Below are 18,864 nucleotides of genomic sequence, written 5' to 3' on the forward strand. Positions count from 1 at the left end.
CCGGTGACGGCGCAGGTCCGCATCGTTCCCCGCGGCGGCCAGCGCGACCAGCTGGGCGAGGGGCTGTTCTGGTCGGCGCGCGAGGGGGCGATCTATTGGACCGACATCCTCGCGCCCGCGCTCAACCGGCTGTCGCTCGCCGACGGGCGGGTGACGCGGTGGCCGATGCCCGAGATGATCGGCTGGGTGATCGAGCGCCGCGACGCACCCGGCTTCGTCGCCGGCTTCCGGAGCGGGTTCGCCGAGCTGACGCTCGACCCCGTGCGGGTCGTGCCGATCGCCGATCCCGAGCCCGACCTGCCCGACAACCGCCTGAACGACGCCAAGGCGGACCGCCGGGGGCGGATCTGGGCGGGCACGATGCCGATCACCGCCGATCGCCCGAGCGGCAGCCTCTACCGGCTCGATCCCGACCGCCGGGTCGCGCGGGTCGACACCGGCTATACCGTCGCCAACGGCCCCGCGATCAGCCCCGGGGGCGAATGGCTCTACCACACCGACACCGTGCCCGGCCGCGTGTACCGCTTCGCACTTGACGAGGACGGGATACGCGACCGTGGCCTGTTCATCCAGTTCCAGCCCGGCTGGGGCAAGCCCGACGGCATGACCGTCGACGCCGAGGGCGGGTTGTGGATCGCGCATTGGGGCGGGGGGCGCATCAGCCGCTTCACCCCCGACGGCGCGCTCGACCGGTCGATCGCGCTGCCGGCGTCGCAGATCACCAATATCTGCTTCGCGGGCGAGGCGCTCGACCGCATGTTCGTCACCTCGGCCGCGACCGGGCTGGAGGGCGAGGCGGAAGCGGGGGCGCTGTTCGAGGTCGATGCCGGCGTGCGCGGGCTGCCGCCGGGACGGTTCGCGGGCTAGACCGCCCGGCCCGGCCGCTCGCCCGACAGCGTCCGCACCTCATAGATGAAGGCGTCGGTGCCGCGGGTCTCGAACCGCACCCGCACCGACTTCCTGCCCGCGACCAGGGCAGGGGGAAGCGGATAGTCGATTCCGACGAAGCGCTTTTCCGGTTCGGTCGCGCGGCGCTCGGTCGCGACGCGTACGCCCTCGACGATCACGTCGAACCGCTTGTCCACCTCCTCGCCCCAATAAAGTACGCGCAGCGCGGTCGCGTCCTCGCGCACCGCCAGCGTGACCTCCAGCCAATGCCCCTCGCCCCAAGGTAGCTGGCGCGCGCTGCGCCCGGCGAAGGAGAACAGGTCCGAATGATTCGCGGCGAAGCGGTGGTCCTGTTCGGGCTGCTGCTCGCCCAGCGCGACCACGTCGATCGTGCGCGCGGCGAGCGCCGCCTGTTCGGCCGCGACCGCCAGATAGGCGGCCTCCTCGGTCCGCCACCGCTCGGGCGTGAACAGCGGGAAGTAGACGGCGGTGCGCCGGTCATATTGGGTGAAGAAAGGCCGTAGCGTCAGCGCCCCCGGCGCGGCATCGGCCATGCGGAACAGGTGCGCGCGGGCGTCGACCGGCGTCAGTGCGCCCGTCGCGTTCGCCGCGATCAGCGCGGGCGGCGGTCCGGCGAAGCGGGTATCCGCCGGCCCCAGATCAGCGGCGAGCACCACCGGCCCATGGACGAAGGCGGTCAGGCGGGGATCGTCGGGCGTCGGCTCCGCGCGCACCGTCATGGGCAGGGTCAGCGCGATGCGGTCCCCCGGGCGCCAGCGCCGCGTCACGACCGCATAGCCGCGCCGCCGCTCGAACGCCGCCGGCTGGCCGTTGACGCGCAGCGACGGCGCGTCGCACCAGCCGGGCAGCCGCATGGCGATCGCCAGTTTCCTGGCCCCGGTCGCACGGACCGTCACCGTCACCTCGTCGCCGAACGGATAATCGGTGTCGAGGTCGAGCCTGAGCCCGCGCCAGTCGAGCGTCGACGGAATGAACAGCGCGACGTGCAGCGTGTCCGCCCCGCCCTCATTCCCGTCCCCATTCTCGCCGACCCACCAGATCGAATCGCCATGCTTGCTGTGGCTTTCCAGCCCCGACCCGACGCAGCACCAGAAACTGTCCTCGGCGGTCGAATAGGTCCGGCGCGCGCCCGAGCTCAGCGGCATGAAATACACGAACCGCCCGGTTTTCGGGTGCTGGTGCGCCATGATGTGGTTCAGATGGGTGCGCTCATAATCGTCGAACAGCGCGCCGTCGGGCTCCCAGCCATGGAGATGGCGGGTGAGCTTGAGCATGTTGTAGCTGTTGCACGCCTCGCAGGTCCGCTCGCTGATCGCGCCCGCGATACGGCCCGGCCGGCCGAAATGCTCGCGCTCCGAATTGCCGCCGATCACATAGCTGTGCCGCTCCGTCACGGTGCGGTGGAAAAAGCGCGCGGCGGCCGCGTGGCGCGGATCGCCCGTCAGCTCGTGAAGCCGGGCCAGCCCGATCACCGTCGGAATCTGCGTGTTGGCGTGAAGCCCGGGCAGGATGTCGCGCCCCTGCGACAGCGGGTCGAGCACGCGGCGGTGGCGGATACGCTCCGCCACGCGCAGCCAGCGCGGGTCGCCGGTCAGCGCATGGGTCTCGGCATAGCTGTCGTTCAGCCCGCCATGCTCGGCGGCGAGCAGCAGCTGCAGCTTCGCGTCGTCCAGCCCCTCGACGATGTCGGCCAGATAGCCGGCCATCGGGAGCATCACGGGCAGCGCGTCGGGTATGTCGGCCAGTCGGTACGCGTCGATCAGCCCCGCATGGACCTTGTGCCAGACATAGAGCGGCACCCAGCCGCCATTGACGTCGAAGCCCCCGCTGCGGACCTCGCCGCGCCTCAGTTCCTCGAAGACGATCTTGCCGTCGACGGGCCTGCCGTCGCGCTCGACGGTGGTGCCACCCACATAGCCGTCGCCCTGCGCGCGCTGGATGCGCGCCAGTTCCGCGACGGTATAGGCCAGCCGTTCGCGAACACCCGCGTCGCCCGTCTGCGCCCACATGAGCGCGCAGGCGGACAGGAAATGACCGAGCGTGTGACCCGCGATGCCCCGCGCTTCCCAACCGCCGTAGATCTTGCCCTTCACCGGTAATCCGGCGCTCAGGTGGAAATTGTGCAGCAACCGGTCGGGATCGAGCGCGAGGAGCGCGCGGCGATTGGTCTCCACCGCGTCGGCATAGAAGGAAGGTTTCAGGCGGACCGCGGAGAGCGGCGCGGGGCTGGTCCTGATCCGCGCGCCCGGTGCCGGCGCGAAGGCGAGGCCGGGGCTCGCGAACAGCAGCGTGCTCGCCGAGGCGAGGAACGTGCGGCGCCCCATGTTCCCGGCCATGTTCCCGGCCATGTTCCCGGCCATCATCTCGACCTCTCGACCCGTGCGCGTCGCGACGCCGTTGACGCGCGATATCGGGCTACGTAGTCTGACAAATCAGGCAAGGGCAAGCCCGGCGGTCCGATACGCATCGGCCGCGACGAAGCGGTGCCCGGCAAGGGAGATGGACTATATGGCGACCCCGATCCGAACGGCGGCCCCCACTGTTGGCGACAGTTCGGCCTCGGTCGCGGGCAGTTATCGCCCCGCGCTCACGCTGCTCGCCAGCCTGTTCTTCATGTGGGGTTTCATCACCGTCATCAACAACACGCTGCTGCCGCATCTGCGCAGCGTGTTCGAGCTGAACTACACCCAGACGACCCTGATCGAGTCGGTCTGGTTCATCGCCTATTTCTTCGCGTCCATCCCCTCGGCCAAGCTGATCGAGCGGATCGGCTATCAGCGGTCGCTGGTGGTGGGGCTGACGGTCATGGCGGTCGGCGCGGTGATGATGGTGCCCGCCGCGCGCCTCCCCTCCTACGTCGTCACGCTGGTCGCCTTGTTCGTGATCGCCAGCGGCATCACGCTGCTCCAGGTCGCGGCCAACCCCTATGTCGCCGTGGTCGGTCCGCCCGAGACATCATCGGCGCGGCTCAACCTCGTTCAGGCTTTCAACTCGCTCGGCACGATGCTGGCACCTGCCTTCGGGGCCTATCTGATCCTCGGCCGGTCGGTCGGCGGCACCTCCAAGGCGGGAACGGTGCTGACCCCGGCCGAGCGGCTGGCGGACGCGCAGTCTGTGGTGCTGCCTTATGTATTGGTCGCGATCGTGCTCGTCGTGCTGGCCGTGATCATCGCGCGTTTCCCGCTGCCCGCCATGGGATCGGCCACCAACCGGCTGGCGCGCGAGGACCGCAAGCGGCTGTCGCTTTGGAACCATCGCAACCTCGTGTTCGGCATTCCGGCGATCTTCATCTACCTGATCGCGGAGATCGGCGTCGCCAATTTGTTCGTCAACTTCGTCACCCAGCCCGACATCGCCGATCTGACGCCCGAAGCGGCGGGCCATTACCTGACCTTCCTGTGGGCGGGAATGATGATCGGCCGCTTCGCGGGCGCGTTCGTGATGCAGCGGATCGCGCCGGAGAAGGTGCTGGCCTGGTTCTCGATCGGGGCGTTCGTCGTGATGATGGTGACGACCTTCGCCAGCGGGCCGCTCGCCATGTGGTCGCTGATCCTCGTGGGGCTGTTCCACTCGATCATGTTCCCGACCATCTTCACCCTGGGCATTCGCGGCCTGGGACCCTTGACGGAGGAAGGGTCCGGGCTGCTGATCATGGCGATCGCGGGCGGCGCGTTGGTCGTGGCGCAGGGCTGGCTCGCCGACCGCTACGGCCTGCAATGGTCGTTTCTGCTCACCGCGGCTTGCGAAGTGTATATCCTGTTCTACGCGGTATGGGGATCGCGTCCGACCCACGCGCTGCCCGATCCGGAGGTCGTCGGCTGAGCCGCCGCCGGCCGGGCGCGATCGATGTTGCTCTATGGGCCTAGTCTGAATATGTCGGACTAATAGGAGCAATCACGATGACCGACGACATGGCGACCTTCCGCTCGATCACCGCCGCCACGGGCGAGGCGGTCGGTGGGCCTTTCGCGACGCACGGGGCCGCTGATGTGGAGGCGGCTTGCTTTGCCGCTGCGGCTGCGTTCGACGCGTACCGCGCGACGGACAACGAGGCGCGCGCGGCCTTTCTGGAGCGTATAGGCGAGGAGATCGTCGCGATCGGGGACGATCTGATCGCGACCGCCTGCCGCGAGAGCGGGCTGCCGCGCGCGCGGATCGAGGGCGAGCGCGGGCGCACCGTGGGCCAGCTCAAGCTGTTCGCGGGCGTCGTGCGCCGGGGCGGCTGGATGGGGTTGCGGGTCGACCCGGCCCAGCCCGACCGCGCGCCACTGCCGCGCCCCGACCTCCGGCTGCGCACCGTTCCGCTGGGACCGGTCGCGGTGTTCGGCGCGTCCAACTTCCCGCTCGCCTTCTCGACGGCGGGGGGCGACACCGCGTCCGCGCTCGCGGCGGGGTGCCCGGTGGTGGTCAAGGGTCATCCCGCCCATCCCGCGACCGGCGCGCTGGTCGCGGGCGCGATCCGCGCGGCCGTGTCGGCGTGCGGGATGCCCGAGGGGGTGTTCGGTCACCTGGTCGGCCCGGGCAACGAGCTCGGCTCCGCCCTGGTCCGGGACCCGCGCATCGCGGCGGTCGGCTTCACCGGGTCGCGGGCGGGCGGGCTGGCGCTGGTTCGGCTGGCCCAGGCGCGCGAGGTGCCCGTGCCCGTCTATGCCGAGATGTCGAGCATCAACCCCGTGCTGCTCCTGCCCGAAGCGCTCGCCGCGCGCGGCGCCGCGCTCGGCACCGCGTTCGTCGGGTCGCTGACCATGGGGGCGGGGCAGTTCTGCACCAACCCCGGACTGGTGCTCGCGATCGAAGGCGAGGGGCTGGACGCGTTCGTCGAGGCGGCGAGTACGGCGATGCGCGCCGCGGCGCCCGCGACCATGCTGACCGGCGGCATCCACGCGGCCTATGAGCAGGGCGTGGCGGCGCTCGACGCGCACCAGGACGTCGAGCCGATCGCGCGGGGCTGCGCGGGCGAGGGCGTGGCGCAGGGCCAGGCGGCGCTGTTCGCGACCACCGCCGGGCGTTTCCTCGCCGACCGCGCGCTCGGGCACGAGATCTTCGGGGCGGCGTCGCTGTTGGTCCGCTGCCGCGACGAGGCGGAGATGCGCGCCGTGCTGCTCGCCGCCGAGGGGCAGCTGACCGCGACGATCCAGATGGACGCGGGCGACACCGCGCTCGCCGCGCGGCTGGTGCCGCTGCTCGAGCGCAAGGCGGGCCGCATTCTGGCAAACGGCTGGCCGACGGGGGTCGAGGTCGCCCATGCCATGGTCCATGGCGGTCCCTATCCGGCGACGTCGGACGGGCGCACCACCTCGGTCGGGAGCCTCGCGATCGATCGGTTCCTGCGGCCCGTGTCGTACCAGAACCTGCCCGCCGAGCTGTTGCCGCCCGTTCTGCGCGACGGCGGCGCGGGCGACGCGCCGGTGCTGCTCGACGGGGCGATCGTCACGCATTGAGTTGATGCGACGACCGCCGGAGCGGCGTCGGGATTTGGGAGAAACGGATTGACCCTGCGCCTGCTGCAGCACCGCGATGACCATGGAGCGCGATCGGTGATCGCCGCCGACGAGCATGGGGCCGCTTTCGTCATGGCCATCGAGAGCGTCCGCGAGCTCGCCATGCGCGCGATCGCGGGCGGCACCGACCTGGCCGGGGTGGTCGCGGCGTGCGGGCGCGGCGCGGCGGTCGACCTCGCGGCCGAGCTCGCCGCCGGTCGCCTGCTCTCGCCGATCGACCATGACGACCCTGCGCATCTGATCATGACGGGCACCGGGCTGACGCATCTCGGATCGGCGGAGGGGCGCGACAAGATGCACCGCGACGCGGCGGCCGCGGCGACCCAGACCGATTCGATGCGCATGTTCCTGGAGGGGGTCGAGGGCGGCAAGCCCGCGCCCGGCGCGACGGGGCAGCAGCCCGAATGGTTCTACAAGGGCGACGGCACCGGGCTGGTCGCGCCGGGCGCCCCGCTGACGATGCCGCATTTCGCGCGGGACGGCGGCGAGGAGCCCGAGCTGGCGGGCGTGTACCTGATCGGCCCCGACGGAACGCCGTTCCGGCTGGGCCTGTGCCTCGCCAACGAGTTCAGCGACCATGTGACCGAGCGGCACAATTATCTGTGGCTCGCCCATTCCAAGCTGCGCGAGGCCGCGCTCGGCCCCGAGCTGCTGGTCGGGCCGCCCCCCGCGCATGTCGAGGGCGCGAGCCGGATCCTGCGGGACGGCGCGACCTTGTGGGAGAAACCCTTTCTGTCGGGGGAGGCGAACATGTCGCACAGCCTCGCCAATCTGGAGGCGCACCACTTCAAATATCCGCAGTTCCGCCGGCCCGGCGACGTCCATGTCCATTTCTTCGGCACCGCGACCCTGTCCTTCGCCGACGGGGTGCGGACCGAGCCCGGCGACGTGTTCGAGATCGAGGCCGCGCCCTTCACCTTGCCGCTCCGCAACCCGCTCGCGCGCGCCGAAACGGACGCGGTCGTCGTCCACACGCTCTGACCAGAGACCGACCGGGGAACCATGATGCTCAAATCACTTCAAGCCGCGGCCGCGCTCCTCCTGGCCGCCGCGACCGGAGCAGGCGCGCAGACCGGTCCCGCCCCCCAGACCGCCGAGATCGCGATCCGCGCCGATCGGCCGGGCCCGACCTATGACCGGCGCATCTTCACCCAGTTCGCCGAGCATCTGGGCACCGGCATCTATGGCGGGCTGTGGGTCGGGAACGACAAGCGCATCCCCAACACGCGCGGCTTTCGCAACGACGTGATCGCAGCGCTCAAGGGGCTGGCCGTGCCAGTGGTCCGCTGGCCGGGCGGTTGCTTCGCCGACGAATATCACTGGCGCGAGGGCATCGGCCCTCGCGCCAAGCGTCCCACCAAGATCAACACCCATTGGGGCGGCGTCACCGAGCCCAATATCGTGGGCACGCACGAATTCTTCGACTTGGTCGGCCAGCTGGGCGCCGAGGCCTATGTCGCGGGCAATGTGGGGAACGGCACCCCGCAGGAGATGGCGGAGTGGGTCGAGTATATGACTGCGCCTGCCGGCACGCTCGCCGAGGAGCGTGCGCGCAACGGACGCAAGGAGCCCTGGGCGGTTCCCTATTTCGGGGTGGGTAACGAGTTGTGGGGCTGTGGCGGTAACATGCGTGCCGAATATGCCGCTGACCTGACGCGTCGCTACGCGACCTTCATCAAGGCGCCGGCGGGCACGCGCATCCTGAAGATCGCGGCCGGTGCCAATGTCGACGACTATAAATGGACGGAGACGCTGATCCGGGAAGCCGCCGGCCAGATCGACGCCATGTCGCTGCATTACTACACGGTGCCGGGCGGGTGGCCGCCGCGCGCCCCCTCTACCGAGTTCGACGAGGCGGGCTGGGCGGAGACGCTGTCCGAGACACTTCGCATGGACGATCTGATCACCCGCCACACCGCGGTCATGGACAAATACGACCCGCAGAAGCGCATCTGGCTGGCGGTGGACGAATGGGGCACCTGGTATGCGGGCGATCCGGGCACCAATCCGGGTTTCCTGCGCCAGGGCAATACGTTGCGCGACGCGCTGGTCGCCGCGGTCAACCTCAACATCTTCGCGCGCCATGCCGACCGGGTGAAGATGACCGCGATCGCGCAGATGGTGAACGTGCTCCAGGCGATGGTGCTGACCGACGGGCCGCGCATGGTGCTGACGCCGACCTATCACGTGTTCGAGATGTACAAGCCCTATATGGACGGGACCGTCCTGCCGGTGGAGATCAAGTCGCCCTGGTACAATAAGGACCGCTGGGTGATGCCCGCCGTAAGCGCCTCGGCGGTGCGCGGCAAGGACGGGCGGGTCCATGTCGGGCTCGCCAATCTCGACCCTAACCGCGCCGTCACCGTGTCGACGACGGTGACGGGCGCGATGGCGACCGGGGTGACGGGCCGCGTCCTGACCGGGGCGGCGATCAACGCCCGCAACGATTTCGGCGCGGCGCCCGCGGTTGCGCCGGCCGCGTTCACCGGCGCGAGCATCGCCGGCGGGCGGCTGACCGTGACACTGCCCGCCAAATCCGTCGTCATGCTGGAGCTGCGCTGATGATCACCCGTTCGGTGCTGACGCTGGTCGCGGCGACGCTCGCCACCGCGGCGATTGCCCAGTCCACCCCGCCCACGACCGAAAAGGGCGCGCTCAACGCCAGGCTGACCGGCGATTTGACCCCGACCCACGACCCGGTGATCGCGCGCGAGGGCGACACCTTCTACGTATTCCACACCGGCACTCCCGTCCGGCTCCGCACCTCCAGGGACCTGGTGACCTGGAAGGATGCGGGCCCGTTGCCCGTGACCCTGCCCGGCTGGGCGAACAAGGCGGTGCCGGGGTCGGAGGGCATGTGGGCGCCCGACATCTCCTTCGTGAACGGGCGCTGGCGGTTATATTATTCGGTGTCGACCTTCGGGTCGAACCGGTCGGCGATCGGGCTGTTCACCAGTCCGACGCTCGATCCCAAGGCGCCCGGCTATGGGTGGCGGGACGAGGGGCTGGTCGTCGCCTCGACCGAGCGCGACGACTTCAACGCGATCGATCCCAACTTCGTGCGCGACCGAGACGGCCGGCATTGGCTGGCGCTGGGCAGCTTCTGGACGGGGATCAAGCTGTTCGCGCTCGACCCCAGGACAGGCAAGGTCGCCGACCTCAAGGCGCGGCCCCATGCGATCGCGCGCCGTCCCGCGCCCGCCGGCGGTCCGGCGCCGGTCGAGGCGCCGTTCATCGTCGATCACGGCGGCTATTACTACCAATTCGTTTCGTACGACTATTGCTGCAAGGGCGCGAACAGCACCTATTACACCGTCGTCGGCCGGTCCAAGGCGATCACCGGGCCGTATCTCGGCAAGGACGGCAGCACGCTGATGAACGGGGGCGGAAGCATCTTCCTGCGCGCCGACCTGCAAGAAAAGCAGCGCTTCCGGGGTCCCGGCCATCCCGGCTTCCTGCGCGACGGAGGCAAGGATTACGTCGTCTATCACGCATACGATAAGCAGAACCGGGGCGTCCCCACGTTGCGCGTCGCGCCGGTGAGCTGGGGCGCGGATGGCTGGCCCGTGGCGGATTACTGACGCCGACGCGTGACCGGTCAGCGACGGCGCGCTGACCGGCCGATCGGTTCACCTCACTCGGCTTCGGCGTTGGCGACCGGGGCTTCGTCGGGCGCGGCCTCCTCGCCGCGCGACGCGCGCGCCGTCATGCCGGTCGCGGACGCGTCGTCGAGCATCTGTTCGTCGGGCAAGGTGGCCGTCTCGGGCGGAACTTCGGCCGCGGCATTGCCGTCCGTCTCGGCGGGCAGCGGAGTCGCGGGAGCGGACGGTTCCACGCCGGGCAGATTCATGGTCACGCCCGAGTCACGTTCGGTCTCGGGAGCGAATTCAGGTTCGGGCTCCGATCGCGAGCAGGCACCGAGTCCCCCGATCGCGAGCATGGCGGCGAGTATCAGGCGGGGCGGATAATTGTTCTTCATCGTCATTCCCTTCACTTGACGGCGACCAGCTGGCGCGCGGATCGCGCCTCGACCTTGCTCGCCAGCGTTTCGTCCCAGCGATACGGATCGTCGCGGAAACCGACCTGCCCGTTCGCCCCCGCAAAGGCGGTCCAGTAGAGCAGATAAACCGCGACCGGGTCGGCCAGCTTGGCACGCACCGTCTTGCCCGCCGCCACGGTCGCGTCGATCGCCTCGGGCGTCCATTCCGGCGTGGTCTTCATGAGCAGCTTGGCGAGGTCGCCGGGCTTTTCCAGCCGGACGCAGCCATGGCTGGCAAGCCGGTCGAAGCGCGAAAAGCCGGCCTGGGCGGGCGTGTCGTGGAGATAGACGGCGAAGTCGTTGGCGAAATCGAACTTGTACCGGCCCAGCGCGCTGCGTTCGGATGATTGCTGGAGCCGCTTGCCGCCACCACCAGTGTCGATCACGCGGAATCCGTTGCGTTTCAGATAGCCCGGGCTGGCGCGCTCCTTGGGCCAGAGCTCGCCATTGGCGATCGAGGAGGGGACGTTCCAGGGCGGGTTCAGGACGACGCTGTGGATGCTCGACACCAGCATCGGCGTCTCGTTGGCGGGACGGCCGGTCACCGCCTTCATCGACATGACGGGGGCGTCGCCGTCGAACACCGTCAGCACGGCGGCGGCGATGTTCACCTGGACGCGCCGCTGTTCCAGCCGCGCGGGCAGCCAGCGCCAGCGCTCCATATTGGCCATGATCTGGCGGACGCGCGCGCCGACCGGCACATTGAGCGCGGCGGCGGTCTGCGGGCCGACCAGGCCGGTGGGGTTGAGGCCGTAGCGGCGTTGCGCGCGGCGTACCGCCTCGACGAGCGCCAGGTCGTAGCGATCGCCGGGGGCGACTTGCGCGTCCTCGATCGCCAGCCGTCGGCGTATCGCCGCCACCGCGGGGCCGCTCGCGCCGAATTTGAGCTCCCCGGCGCCCGACAGCGTCGGCCATCCGCCCGCCGTCGCGATCGTGCGATAGCGGGCGAGCCCGGCGACGAGCGCGTCATAGCCCGCATAGGGCGGCGGCAGCGAGGCGGCCCAGGCGGTCAGCCGGTCGCGCTTCACCGCGTCAGCAAAGGCGGGAAGGGGGTCATAGGGCTGCGGCTTGATGCCCCAGCCGCGCTGGAAATCGGCGACGTCCAGCCGCCCGGCATGAACCGCATGCGCATGGTCGAGCGCCGCGCGGACCAGCGCGTCATTGTCGAGAATCGCCGGCTGCGGAGCGGCATCCTCGCGCAACCCTTGGGTCAGCGCGTCGGCGGCGAGCAGGTCGGCCAATTGCCGGGCCTGCGCCTCGGACAGGCGCGGCAGGGCGACCGGCGGCGCGAGCCTGGGCTCCGCGACCGGCGCGACGGCGGGCGCCGGGACGAACTGCTGCGCCCCCGCCGGAGCGCCGATCAACAACGCGCCCAGCATCCAAGGGGCCACGCGATAACGGGTCGGATTGCGCCGGTGGTCGGTGGTCTTCATTCGATGGGGCCCTGTTCGCGCGTGAGATCGCTTCCTGCCTTACCCGATCCTGCCCCAGGATGAACGGGCTATCGTAGTCGCCGCGTTATCGAGGAGCGGGCGGCCCGCCCTTTTTCGCCGCGGGGACGATCCCGTCGGCCAGCAACGCGTGGAGCGCGGCGATGTGGCCCGTGTCGCGCGCGCCGGTCGCGTCGGAGGTCATCACCACGGTGAGGCGAAGATCGGGAACGACATAGAGCATCTGTCCGCCATAGCCCCAGGCGAAACGCACCGGATGCCCGCGCGCGTCGCCGATGAACCAGCCATAGCCGTAATTGCCCCCGCTCCAGGACGATACGGTGCGCGGCGTCCAGCTGGCCGCGATCCACGACGCCGGCAATATGCGCCGACCGTCCACGACGCCGCCCGACCGGTAGAGCTCGCCGAACCGGGCGAGCGCGCGCGGGCTCATCAGCATGTCGTTGCCGCCGAAATACACGCCCTGCGGATCGCGCGGCCAAGGCGGAATGGCGATGCCCAGCGGCTGCGCCAGCCAGTCCTGCGCCAGCGCATGGGTGCTCCGCCCCGACGCGCGGGTCAGCATCGCCGACAACAGATGCGTGCTGCCGGTCGAATAGAGCATCGCCCCGCCGGGCTCGCTGGCAAAAGGACGCGACAGGGCGAAGCGGACCCAATTGGGGCTCGACACCCAGCGCCCGTAATTCTCGCCCGATGTCCGCTCCAGCCCAGCCTGCATCGACAGCAGATTGCCCACCGTGACCCGCGCCAGCCGCGGATCGGCGCGCGCGGGCGCGTCCGGGCCGAGCACCGACAGGATCGGCTGGTCGACACCCTTCAGCACTCCGCGTTCGATGGCGATGCCGACCAGAGCGGAGATGACGGATTTCGACGCGGACTTGATGTTCACCGGCCGGTCGAGCGCGGGCCCGCCGTTGAAGCGATGTTCGGCCAGGGTCCGGCCGTCGCGCATTACCACCAGCGAGCGCAGGCGCGGGAGCCGCGACGCGGCGGCGACGGTGCCCGCCATGGCCGCCGAATTCAGCCCGGTCGTCGCGACGGGTGTCTGGGCTCCGACTTGGGTGGCCTCCCGCCCGGCGGGTGCCTGACCGCAGGCGAGCAGCGCGAAGGGAAGGATGAGCAGGCCGCGCGATGTCATGCGCCCGATATGGGCGCGCGCTTGCCCAGACCAAGCGCGGCGGGGCGCACCGACCCTGTACAGCGCGGTCGCGGCACGGCTAACAGGACGCGACCGGCATCATCGCCGCGCAGGGGACAGGAACGGCATGAAGCCACTCGACGGCGTCCGCGTGCTCGATTTCGGGCGCTACATCGCCGGCCCGTACTGCGCCGCCCTGCTCGGCGATTACGGCGCGGAGGTGATCCGGGTGGAGCGGATCGGCGGCAACGAGGATCGGTTCCCGGTGCCCGTCGCGGAGGACGGCGCGGGTGCCGGGTTCCTGCAGATGAACCGCAACAAGAAGTCGCTGGCCTTGTCGCTGGGGAGCGAGGGCGGCCGCGCAATCGTTCGCCGGCTGGTCGCGACCGCCGATATCGTCGTCGCCAACATGCCCGCCGACGCGCTCGCCAAGGCGGGGCTCGACTTGGCCTCGCTGCGGGCGATCAAGCCCAACATCATCCTGGTCACGGCGACCGCGTTCGGCGAGGCGGGGCCGATGGCGGGGCGGGTCGGCTTCGACGCGGTGGGGCAGGCGATGTCGGGTGTTCCGTGGCTGACGGGCACGCCCGACCAGCCCTATCGCGCGCAGGTCAATTACGTCGATTTCGGCACCGCGCTTCACTGCGCGTTTGGGGCGATGCTGGCGCTGCGCGAACGCGACCGGACGGGGCGGGGGCAGCAGGTGTCGGGATCGCTGCTGGGCACCGCGACCGCGATGGCGAACGCCTTGAGCATCGATCACGCGCTCAACGGCGTGGAACGGACGCCGATGGGCAATCGCAGCTTCGGCTCCGGCCCGACCGACATGTTCCGCACCAGCGATGGGTGGATCATCACCCAGATCGTCAGCAATCCGATCTTCGCGCGCTGGGCGAAGCTGGTGGGCGCCCCTGAGTTGATCGACGATCCGCTTTACGCCGACGACATGGCGCGCGGCGACAATGGCGTGGCGCTGAGCGAGCGGATGGCGGCCTGGTGCCTGGGTCGCACGACAGAGGCGGCGATGGAGGCGCTGGGCGCGGCGCGGATACCGGCGGGGCCGGTGCTCGCGCCGTCACAGGTCATGGCGCATCCCCAGGTCCAGGCGTCGGGCTTTGTCGAGCAGGTGCGCTATCCCGGCACCGCCGCGCCCGCGCCGATTGTCGGGGCGCCGCTGACCCTGAGCGACAGCCCGCGCGACCCGATGGTCCGCGCGCCCCAGGCGGGCGAGCACAGCGCGTCGATCCTGGCGGGGATAGGCTTTGCGGCCGACGAGATCGCCGCGCTGGTCGCGGCGGGCGCGATGCAGACGGGCGAATGACGGACCCCGCGCGCACGCCCGTTATCATCGGGGTGGGTCAGGTCGAGGACCGGACGGCGGACCCGTTCGCCGCGCTCGACCCGGTGGCGCTGATGGCGGACGCCCTGCGCGCGGCCGACGCCGATGGCGGGGGCGGATGGCTAGGCGCGCTCGACTCGCTGGCGGTCGTTGACCAGCTGTCGTTCCGCGCGCTCAATCCCGTGGTCGACGCGCTGGCGGCGATGCTCGGCACCGCGCCCGCGCACCGGTTCCAGACCGCGATGCCGATGGGCGACAGCCCGGTGCTGCTGCTGAACCAGGCCGCCAACCGCATCGGCGCGGGCGAGTCGGCCGTCGCGGCGGTGGTCGGCGGCGAAGCGCTCCGCACTGCCGCCAGGCGTGCGGCGGCGGGCGCGGGCGGAGGCGAGGCGGATCACAATGCGATGCGCACGCGCCACCGCGGGCGCGCGCCGGACTACCGCCAGCGTTACGGGCTGACCGCGCCGGTGGACGTGTATCCGCTCTACGAGAATGCGACGCGCGCGGCCTGGGGCCAGACGCTCGCCGACGCGCAAGGAGAGAGCGGCCGCATCTGGTCGCTCTTCTCCGAGGTGGCGGCCGACAATCCGAACGCCTGGCTCCGCACGCCGCGCAGCCCCGCCGAGATCGTCACACCGTCGGCGGACAACCGGCCGATCGCCTTTCCCTACACCAAGCTGATGGTCGCCAATTCCTCCGTCAACCAGGGCGCGGGGTTTATCGTCACCAGCCTCGAGCGCGCGCGGGCGCGACGCATGATGGCGGAGGACCGGATGGTCTTCGTCGGCCATGGCGCGGCGGCGCACGAGCCCGACGACGTGTTGGCGCGCGACGGCTATACCGCCTCGGCCGGGATGCGCGTGTCGCTCGAGCGGACGCTCGCGGGTAACGGGCTGACGGTGGAGGATCTGGACTGGGCCGAGCTCTACTCCTGCTTTCCCTGCGTGCCCAAAATGGCACGGCGGGTGATCGGCTGGCCGGAGGATCGCGCGGCGAGCGTCGTCGGCGGGCTGACCTTCGGGGGCGGGCCGATCGGCAATTATATGAGCCACGCGGTCGCCGCGATGGTGGAGCGGCTGCGTGGGGGCGGGGGGCACGGGCTGTTGTTCGGCAATGGCGGCTTCGCGACGCATAATCACGCCATCATCCTGTCGCGCGCGCCGCTGCCGGGCACGGGTTTCCCGCGCACCTTCGACGTCCAGGCGCGGGCCGACGCGCTGCGCGGGCCGGTGCCGCCCGTCGACGAGGATTATGCAGGACCGGGGACGATCGAAACCTATACCGTCCTCTACGACCGGACGGGTGCGCCCAGCGCGGGCGCGATCGTCGCGCGCAATCCGGCCGGCGCCCGCTTTCTGGCGCGGGTGCCGCCCGAGGACGCGGCCACGATCGCTTGGCTGACCGACGGGCGGAGTGAGCCGGTCGGCTCGGCCGGAACGGGAAGGCGGGGCGAGGGCGGCCTGCTGGTCTGGCACCCCGAAAGCTGAACGCGCGGGCGGCGGTGAACGGCCGCCGCTTCTTCAGCCCGCCGCCACTTCCTTGAGCGGCACCGACGCGTCGGCGAGCCGGGCGGGATCGAGGACGCGGCGGCCGACCACGAGCGCGCGGCCTTGGACATAGTCGCGCGTCGCGTTGACGCAGTCGAGCGCGCGCACGGCGCCGTCCTTCAGGTACAGGACCGAAAAGCTGCGCGTCGCGGGATCGCCGCGCAGGACGATCCGATCATGGCCGGTGGACAGCCCGACCGTCTGGAGCTTCAGGTCATATTGGTTCGACCAGAACCAGGGCACCGCGTCATAGGGCTCGGGCGTGCCGGTCAGCGCCTTGGCGACGACATTGGCCTGGTCGTTGGCGTTCTGCACGGATTCCAGGCGAATGGTCGCGCCATCGGCGAAGGCGTTGACGTGCGCGGCGCAGTCACCGATCGCATAGATGTCGGGCAGGCTGGTCCGGCACAGCGCATCGACCGCGACGCCGTTGCCCCCCGCCGCCCCCGCCGTGATCAGCGGATCGGTGGCGGGGATGATGCCGATGCCGACGATCACCATCTCGCACGGCAGCACGCCGCCATCCGCCAGGCGTACGCCGCATGCCGCGCCGTCGCGCGCCTCGATGCACTCGACCGCCACCCCGGTGCGCAGGTCGACTCCCCGCGCCCGGTGTTCGCCTTCGAAGAAGCGCGACAGCGGCTCGCCCGCGACGCGCGCGAGGACGCGGTCCTGTGCCTCCAGCACCGTCACCGCCTTGCCGAGCTTCGTCAGCACTGCCGCCGCCTCCAGCCCGATATAGCCGCCGCCGATCACGACCACGCGGGTGACGCCCGGCAGTTCGGCGATCATGCGATCGACATCGGCGCGGTTGCGGACGCCGTGGACCCCGCGCAGGTCGTGCCCCGAACAGGCGAGCCGCCGGGGGCTGCCGCCCGTCGCCCAGACCAGCGCGCCATAGCCGATGCGATCGCCGTCAAGGTGCGTCACGGCGCGACCGGCGGGATCGACCGCGACCACCGTGCGTCCGGGCAGGAGCGCGATGTCGCGGTCCGTCCAGAAGCTGGGCGGACGGATCAGCAGCCGCTCGAACGGCTTGTCGCCCGCCAGATATTCCTTGGAAAGGGGCGGGCGTTCATAGGGCAGCTCGGCTTCGTCGCCGAGCAGCGCGATGCTGCCCGCATGACCACGCTGGCGCAGCGCCACCGCCGCCTGCGCGCCGGCATGGCCGGCGCCGACGATCAGGATGTCATATCGTGCTTCGGTCATGCCGTTGTTTCCGCCTAGTCCTCGGGCGCGATCGTCACGCGCAGGCCGTCGCTAGCAGCTCCGGCCGCCAATTGGCACGACAGCCTGGATGTCGCGGTGCGATGGCCGGAGCCGCCGGGCAGGTCGTTCTCGTCGAACGATAATCGGGGCAGGGCGCCACCACGATCCGCGCCATCAATAGACCACGACGCTGCGGATGCTCTCACCGGCGTGCATCAGGTCGAAGCCTTTGTTGATCTCGTCGAGCGAGAGGACATGGGTGATCATCGGGTCGATCTCGATTTTGCCGGTCATGTACCAGTCCACGATCTTCGGCACGTCGGTGCGGCCCTTGGCGCCCCCGAACGCGGTGCCGCGCCAGTTGCGCCCGGTGACGAGCTGGAACGGGCGCGTCGCGATCTCCCGGCCCGCTTCGGCGACGCCGATGATGATCGACGTGCCCCAGCCCCGGTGGCAGGCCTCCAGCGCTTGGCGCATCACGTCGGTGTTGCCGGTGCAGTCGAACGTATAGTCCGCGCCGCCATCGGTCAGCGCCACCAGATGCTCGACGATGTCGCCGGCGACGGTCTTGGGATCGACGAAGTGCGTCATCCCGAAACGCTTGCCCCATACCTCGCGGTCGGGATTGATGTCGACGCCCACGATCATACCCGCGCCCGCCAGCCGCGCGCCCTGGAGGACGTTCAGGCCAATGCCGCCCAGTCCGAACACGATCACCGTGTCGCCGACCGCGACCTTAGCGGTGTTGACCACCGCGCCGACCCCCGTCGTCACCCCGCAACCGATATAGCAGCTCGTCTTGAACGGCGCGTCGGGGCGGATCTTCGCCACCGCGATCTCGGGGAGGACGGTGAAGTTCGAGAAGGTCGAGCAGCCCATATAATGGAAGATCGGCTGACCCTTGTGGCTGAACCGCGTGGTGCCGTCGGGCATCAGCCCTTTCCCCTGCGTCGCGCGGATCGCGGTGCACAGGTTCGTCTTGCCGCTCAGGCACGACCTGCATTGGCGGCATTCTGGGGTGTAGAGCGGGATCACATGGTCGCCGACCGCGACCGAGGTCACGCCCGTGCCGACCTCCCGCACCACGCCGGCGCCTTCATGGCCCAGGACGCTGGGGAACAGCCCCTCGGAGTCGAGCCCGTCCAGCGTGTACGCGTCCGTATGGCAGATGCCCGTCGCCATGATCTCGACGAGCACCTCGCCTGCCCGCGGGCCCTCCAAGTCGAGCTCGACGACCTCCAGCGGGCGCTTGGCCTCGAACGCGACGGCGGCGCGGGTCTTCATGAACGGGGCTCCAGCGAATCAGATAGTGGCGGGGCGGGCTGCGACACGTCGCTACCCCGGTATATGCGTTTCGCGGACGCGCAAAAGGACCATGCGTCGCAATTCCCGCCTGCCTATGCCCATCGGCCGGATCTCCTGGCTGTCGTGGGTACGCGCGACGGAGCCCGCCAGGTCCGGCGCGATCCCGTCCGCGACAACGATAGGGAGATGGTTTTGCGGCGTCCGGTCGGCCAGCGCCCGCCATCATGCTAAGAAGCCTGCGACCATGCGTCGGACCCGGTTTAGGGAAAAGAACGACCCGCAAATCCTGCGAGATGATGAGCAATTCGGTCGCCGAGGCGGGGTATAGGCACTCGGTTATGCCTTCGCGAAACGACCGGGTGAGCGCGGCGGCGGTCGTGTCCACCGCGCGGCTGATCGTGAAGGCACCGAACCCCTGGATCGCCT

The 18,864-nt window shown here is 70.2% G+C and carries 14 protein-coding genes and 1 pseudogene; 8 read left to right on the forward strand and 7 right to left on the reverse strand.

Annotated features, from left to right (window positions below):
- Positions 1-3: 3 nt before the first annotated feature.
- On the forward strand, positions 4-867 hold the full coding sequence (locus VF592_RS00990; protein ID WP_331003729.1) for an SMP-30/gluconolactonase/LRE family protein: 864 nt from the start codon (positions 4-6) through the stop codon (positions 865-867).
- Here VF592_RS00990 and VF592_RS00995 read toward each other — a convergent pair.
- Complete coding sequence (locus VF592_RS00995; RefSeq protein WP_331003730.1) at positions 864-3,272, reverse strand: glycoside hydrolase family 127 protein; 2,409 nt, start codon at positions 3,270-3,272, stop codon at positions 864-866. The two genes, VF592_RS00990 and VF592_RS00995, sit on opposite strands and share 4 nt — an antisense overlap.
- A gap of 145 nt (positions 3,273-3,417) precedes the next feature.
- Here VF592_RS00995 and VF592_RS01000 point away from each other — a divergent pair, with 145 nt between their 5' ends.
- From VF592_RS01000 to VF592_RS01020, 5 genes are all read left to right on the forward strand, one after another.
- On the forward strand, positions 3,418-4,731 hold the full coding sequence (locus VF592_RS01000; RefSeq protein ID WP_331003731.1) for a sugar MFS transporter: 1,314 nt from the start codon (positions 3,418-3,420) through the stop codon (positions 4,729-4,731).
- Positions 4,732-4,808: 77 nt separating this feature from the next.
- Positions 4,809-6,350, forward strand: a complete 1,542-nt coding sequence (locus VF592_RS01005; RefSeq protein WP_331003732.1) for an aldehyde dehydrogenase (NADP(+)) — start codon at positions 4,809-4,811, stop codon at positions 6,348-6,350.
- Positions 6,351-6,398: 48 nt separating this feature from the next.
- The gene (gene araD1, locus VF592_RS01010; RefSeq protein WP_331003733.1) at positions 6,399-7,391 is read left to right on the forward strand and encodes an AraD1 family protein; all 993 of its coding nucleotides are present in this window, start codon (positions 6,399-6,401) and stop codon (positions 7,389-7,391) included.
- 24 nt (positions 7,392-7,415) lie between these two features.
- Positions 7,416-8,972 (forward strand): alpha-N-arabinofuranosidase, encoded by a 1,557-nt coding sequence (locus VF592_RS01015; RefSeq protein ID WP_331003829.1) that lies wholly within the window; start codon positions 7,416-7,418, stop codon positions 8,970-8,972.
- Positions 8,972-9,991, forward strand: a complete 1,020-nt coding sequence (locus VF592_RS01020) for an arabinan endo-1,5-alpha-L-arabinosidase (protein ID WP_414714118.1) — start codon at positions 8,972-8,974, stop codon at positions 9,989-9,991. The genes VF592_RS01015 and VF592_RS01020 overlap by 1 nt, the downstream gene beginning before the upstream one ends.
- Before the next feature lie 53 nt (positions 9,992-10,044).
- On the opposite strand, the gene VF592_RS01025 is transcribed toward VF592_RS01020, so the two are convergent.
- From VF592_RS01025 to VF592_RS01035, 3 genes are all read right to left on the reverse strand, one after another.
- Positions 10,045-10,389 carry a hypothetical protein gene (locus VF592_RS01025; protein ID WP_331003734.1) on the reverse strand — a complete coding sequence of 115 codons (345 nt, stop codon included), beginning with the start codon at positions 10,387-10,389 and terminating at the stop codon, positions 10,045-10,047.
- Positions 10,390-10,400: 11 nt separating this feature from the next.
- A complete protein-coding gene (locus VF592_RS01030; protein ID WP_414714121.1) occupies positions 10,401-11,828 on the reverse strand; it encodes a L,D-transpeptidase family protein in 1,428 nt (475 codons plus the stop codon).
- 139 nt (positions 11,829-11,967) lie between these two features.
- On the reverse strand, positions 11,968-13,038 hold the full coding sequence (locus VF592_RS01035) for a serine hydrolase (RefSeq protein ID WP_331003736.1): 1,071 nt from the start codon (positions 13,036-13,038) through the stop codon (positions 11,968-11,970).
- Positions 13,039-13,165: 127 nt separating this feature from the next.
- Between VF592_RS01035 and VF592_RS01040 the strand changes: the two genes are divergently transcribed.
- Positions 13,166-14,359 carry a CoA transferase gene (locus VF592_RS01040; RefSeq protein WP_331003737.1) on the forward strand — a complete coding sequence of 398 codons (1,194 nt, stop codon included), beginning with the start codon at positions 13,166-13,168 and terminating at the stop codon, positions 14,357-14,359.
- Positions 14,356-15,864 (forward strand): acetyl-CoA acetyltransferase, encoded by a 1,509-nt coding sequence (locus tag VF592_RS01045; protein ID WP_331003738.1) that lies wholly within the window; start codon positions 14,356-14,358, stop codon positions 15,862-15,864. The genes VF592_RS01040 and VF592_RS01045 overlap by 4 nt, the downstream gene beginning before the upstream one ends.
- Before the next feature lie 33 nt (positions 15,865-15,897).
- On the opposite strand, the gene VF592_RS01050 is transcribed toward VF592_RS01045, so the two are convergent.
- The 3 genes and pseudogenes from VF592_RS01050 to VF592_RS01060 form a co-directional block, all read right to left on the reverse strand.
- On the reverse strand, positions 15,898-17,133 hold the full coding sequence (locus tag VF592_RS01050; protein ID WP_331003739.1) for an NAD(P)/FAD-dependent oxidoreductase: 1,236 nt from the start codon (positions 17,131-17,133) through the stop codon (positions 15,898-15,900).
- Between the two features lie 14 nt (positions 17,134-17,147).
- Positions 17,148-17,288, reverse strand: a pseudogene (locus tag VF592_RS01055) (ferredoxin); the annotation flags it as partial.
- A gap of 19 nt (positions 17,289-17,307) precedes the next feature.
- A complete protein-coding gene (locus tag VF592_RS01060) occupies positions 17,308-18,417 on the reverse strand; it encodes an S-(hydroxymethyl)glutathione dehydrogenase/class III alcohol dehydrogenase (protein WP_331003740.1) in 1,110 nt (369 codons plus the stop codon).
- Positions 18,418-18,864: the final 447 nt, after the last annotated feature.

Origin of the sequence: Sphingomonas sp., assembly GCF_036388435.1 — a bacterium.
Lineage (GTDB): Bacteria > Pseudomonadota > Alphaproteobacteria > Sphingomonadales > Sphingomonadaceae > Sphingomonas.

What these genes read in the sequence shown, in the direction of transcription:
- VF592_RS00995 (WP_331003730.1), bottom strand. Translation starts at nt 3,272, where the DNA reads ATGATGGCCGGGAACATGGCCGGGAACATGGCCGGGAACATGGGGCGC.
- VF592_RS01000 (WP_331003731.1), top strand. Translation starts at nt 3,418, where the DNA reads ATGGCGACCCCGATCCGAACGGCGGCCCCCACTGTTGGCGACAGTTCG.
- VF592_RS01005 (WP_331003732.1), top strand. Translation starts at nt 4,809, where the DNA reads ATGACCGACGACATGGCGACCTTCCGCTCGATCACCGCCGCCACGGGC.
- VF592_RS01015 (WP_331003829.1), top strand. Translation starts at nt 7,416, where the DNA reads ATGCTCAAATCACTTCAAGCCGCGGCCGCGCTCCTCCTGGCCGCCGCG.
- VF592_RS01020 (WP_414714118.1), top strand. Translation starts at nt 8,972, where the DNA reads ATGATCACCCGTTCGGTGCTGACGCTGGTCGCGGCGACGCTCGCCACC.
- VF592_RS01025 (WP_331003734.1), bottom strand. Translation starts at nt 10,389, where the DNA reads ATGAAGAACAATTATCCGCCCCGCCTGATACTCGCCGCCATGCTCGCG.
- VF592_RS01030 (WP_414714121.1), bottom strand. Translation starts at nt 11,828, where the DNA reads ATGCTGGGCGCGTTGTTGATCGGCGCTCCGGCGGGGGCGCAGCAGTTC.
- VF592_RS01035 (WP_331003736.1), bottom strand. Translation starts at nt 13,038, where the DNA reads ATGACATCGCGCGGCCTGCTCATCCTTCCCTTCGCGCTGCTCGCCTGC.
- VF592_RS01040 (WP_331003737.1), top strand. Translation starts at nt 13,166, where the DNA reads ATGAAGCCACTCGACGGCGTCCGCGTGCTCGATTTCGGGCGCTACATC.
- VF592_RS01045 (WP_331003738.1), top strand. Translation starts at nt 14,356, where the DNA reads ATGACGGACCCCGCGCGCACGCCCGTTATCATCGGGGTGGGTCAGGTC.
- VF592_RS01050 (WP_331003739.1), bottom strand. Translation starts at nt 17,133, where the DNA reads ATGACCGAAGCACGATATGACATCCTGATCGTCGGCGCCGGCCATGCC.
- VF592_RS01060 (WP_331003740.1), bottom strand. Translation starts at nt 18,417, where the DNA reads ATGAAGACCCGCGCCGCCGTCGCGTTCGAGGCCAAGCGCCCGCTGGAG.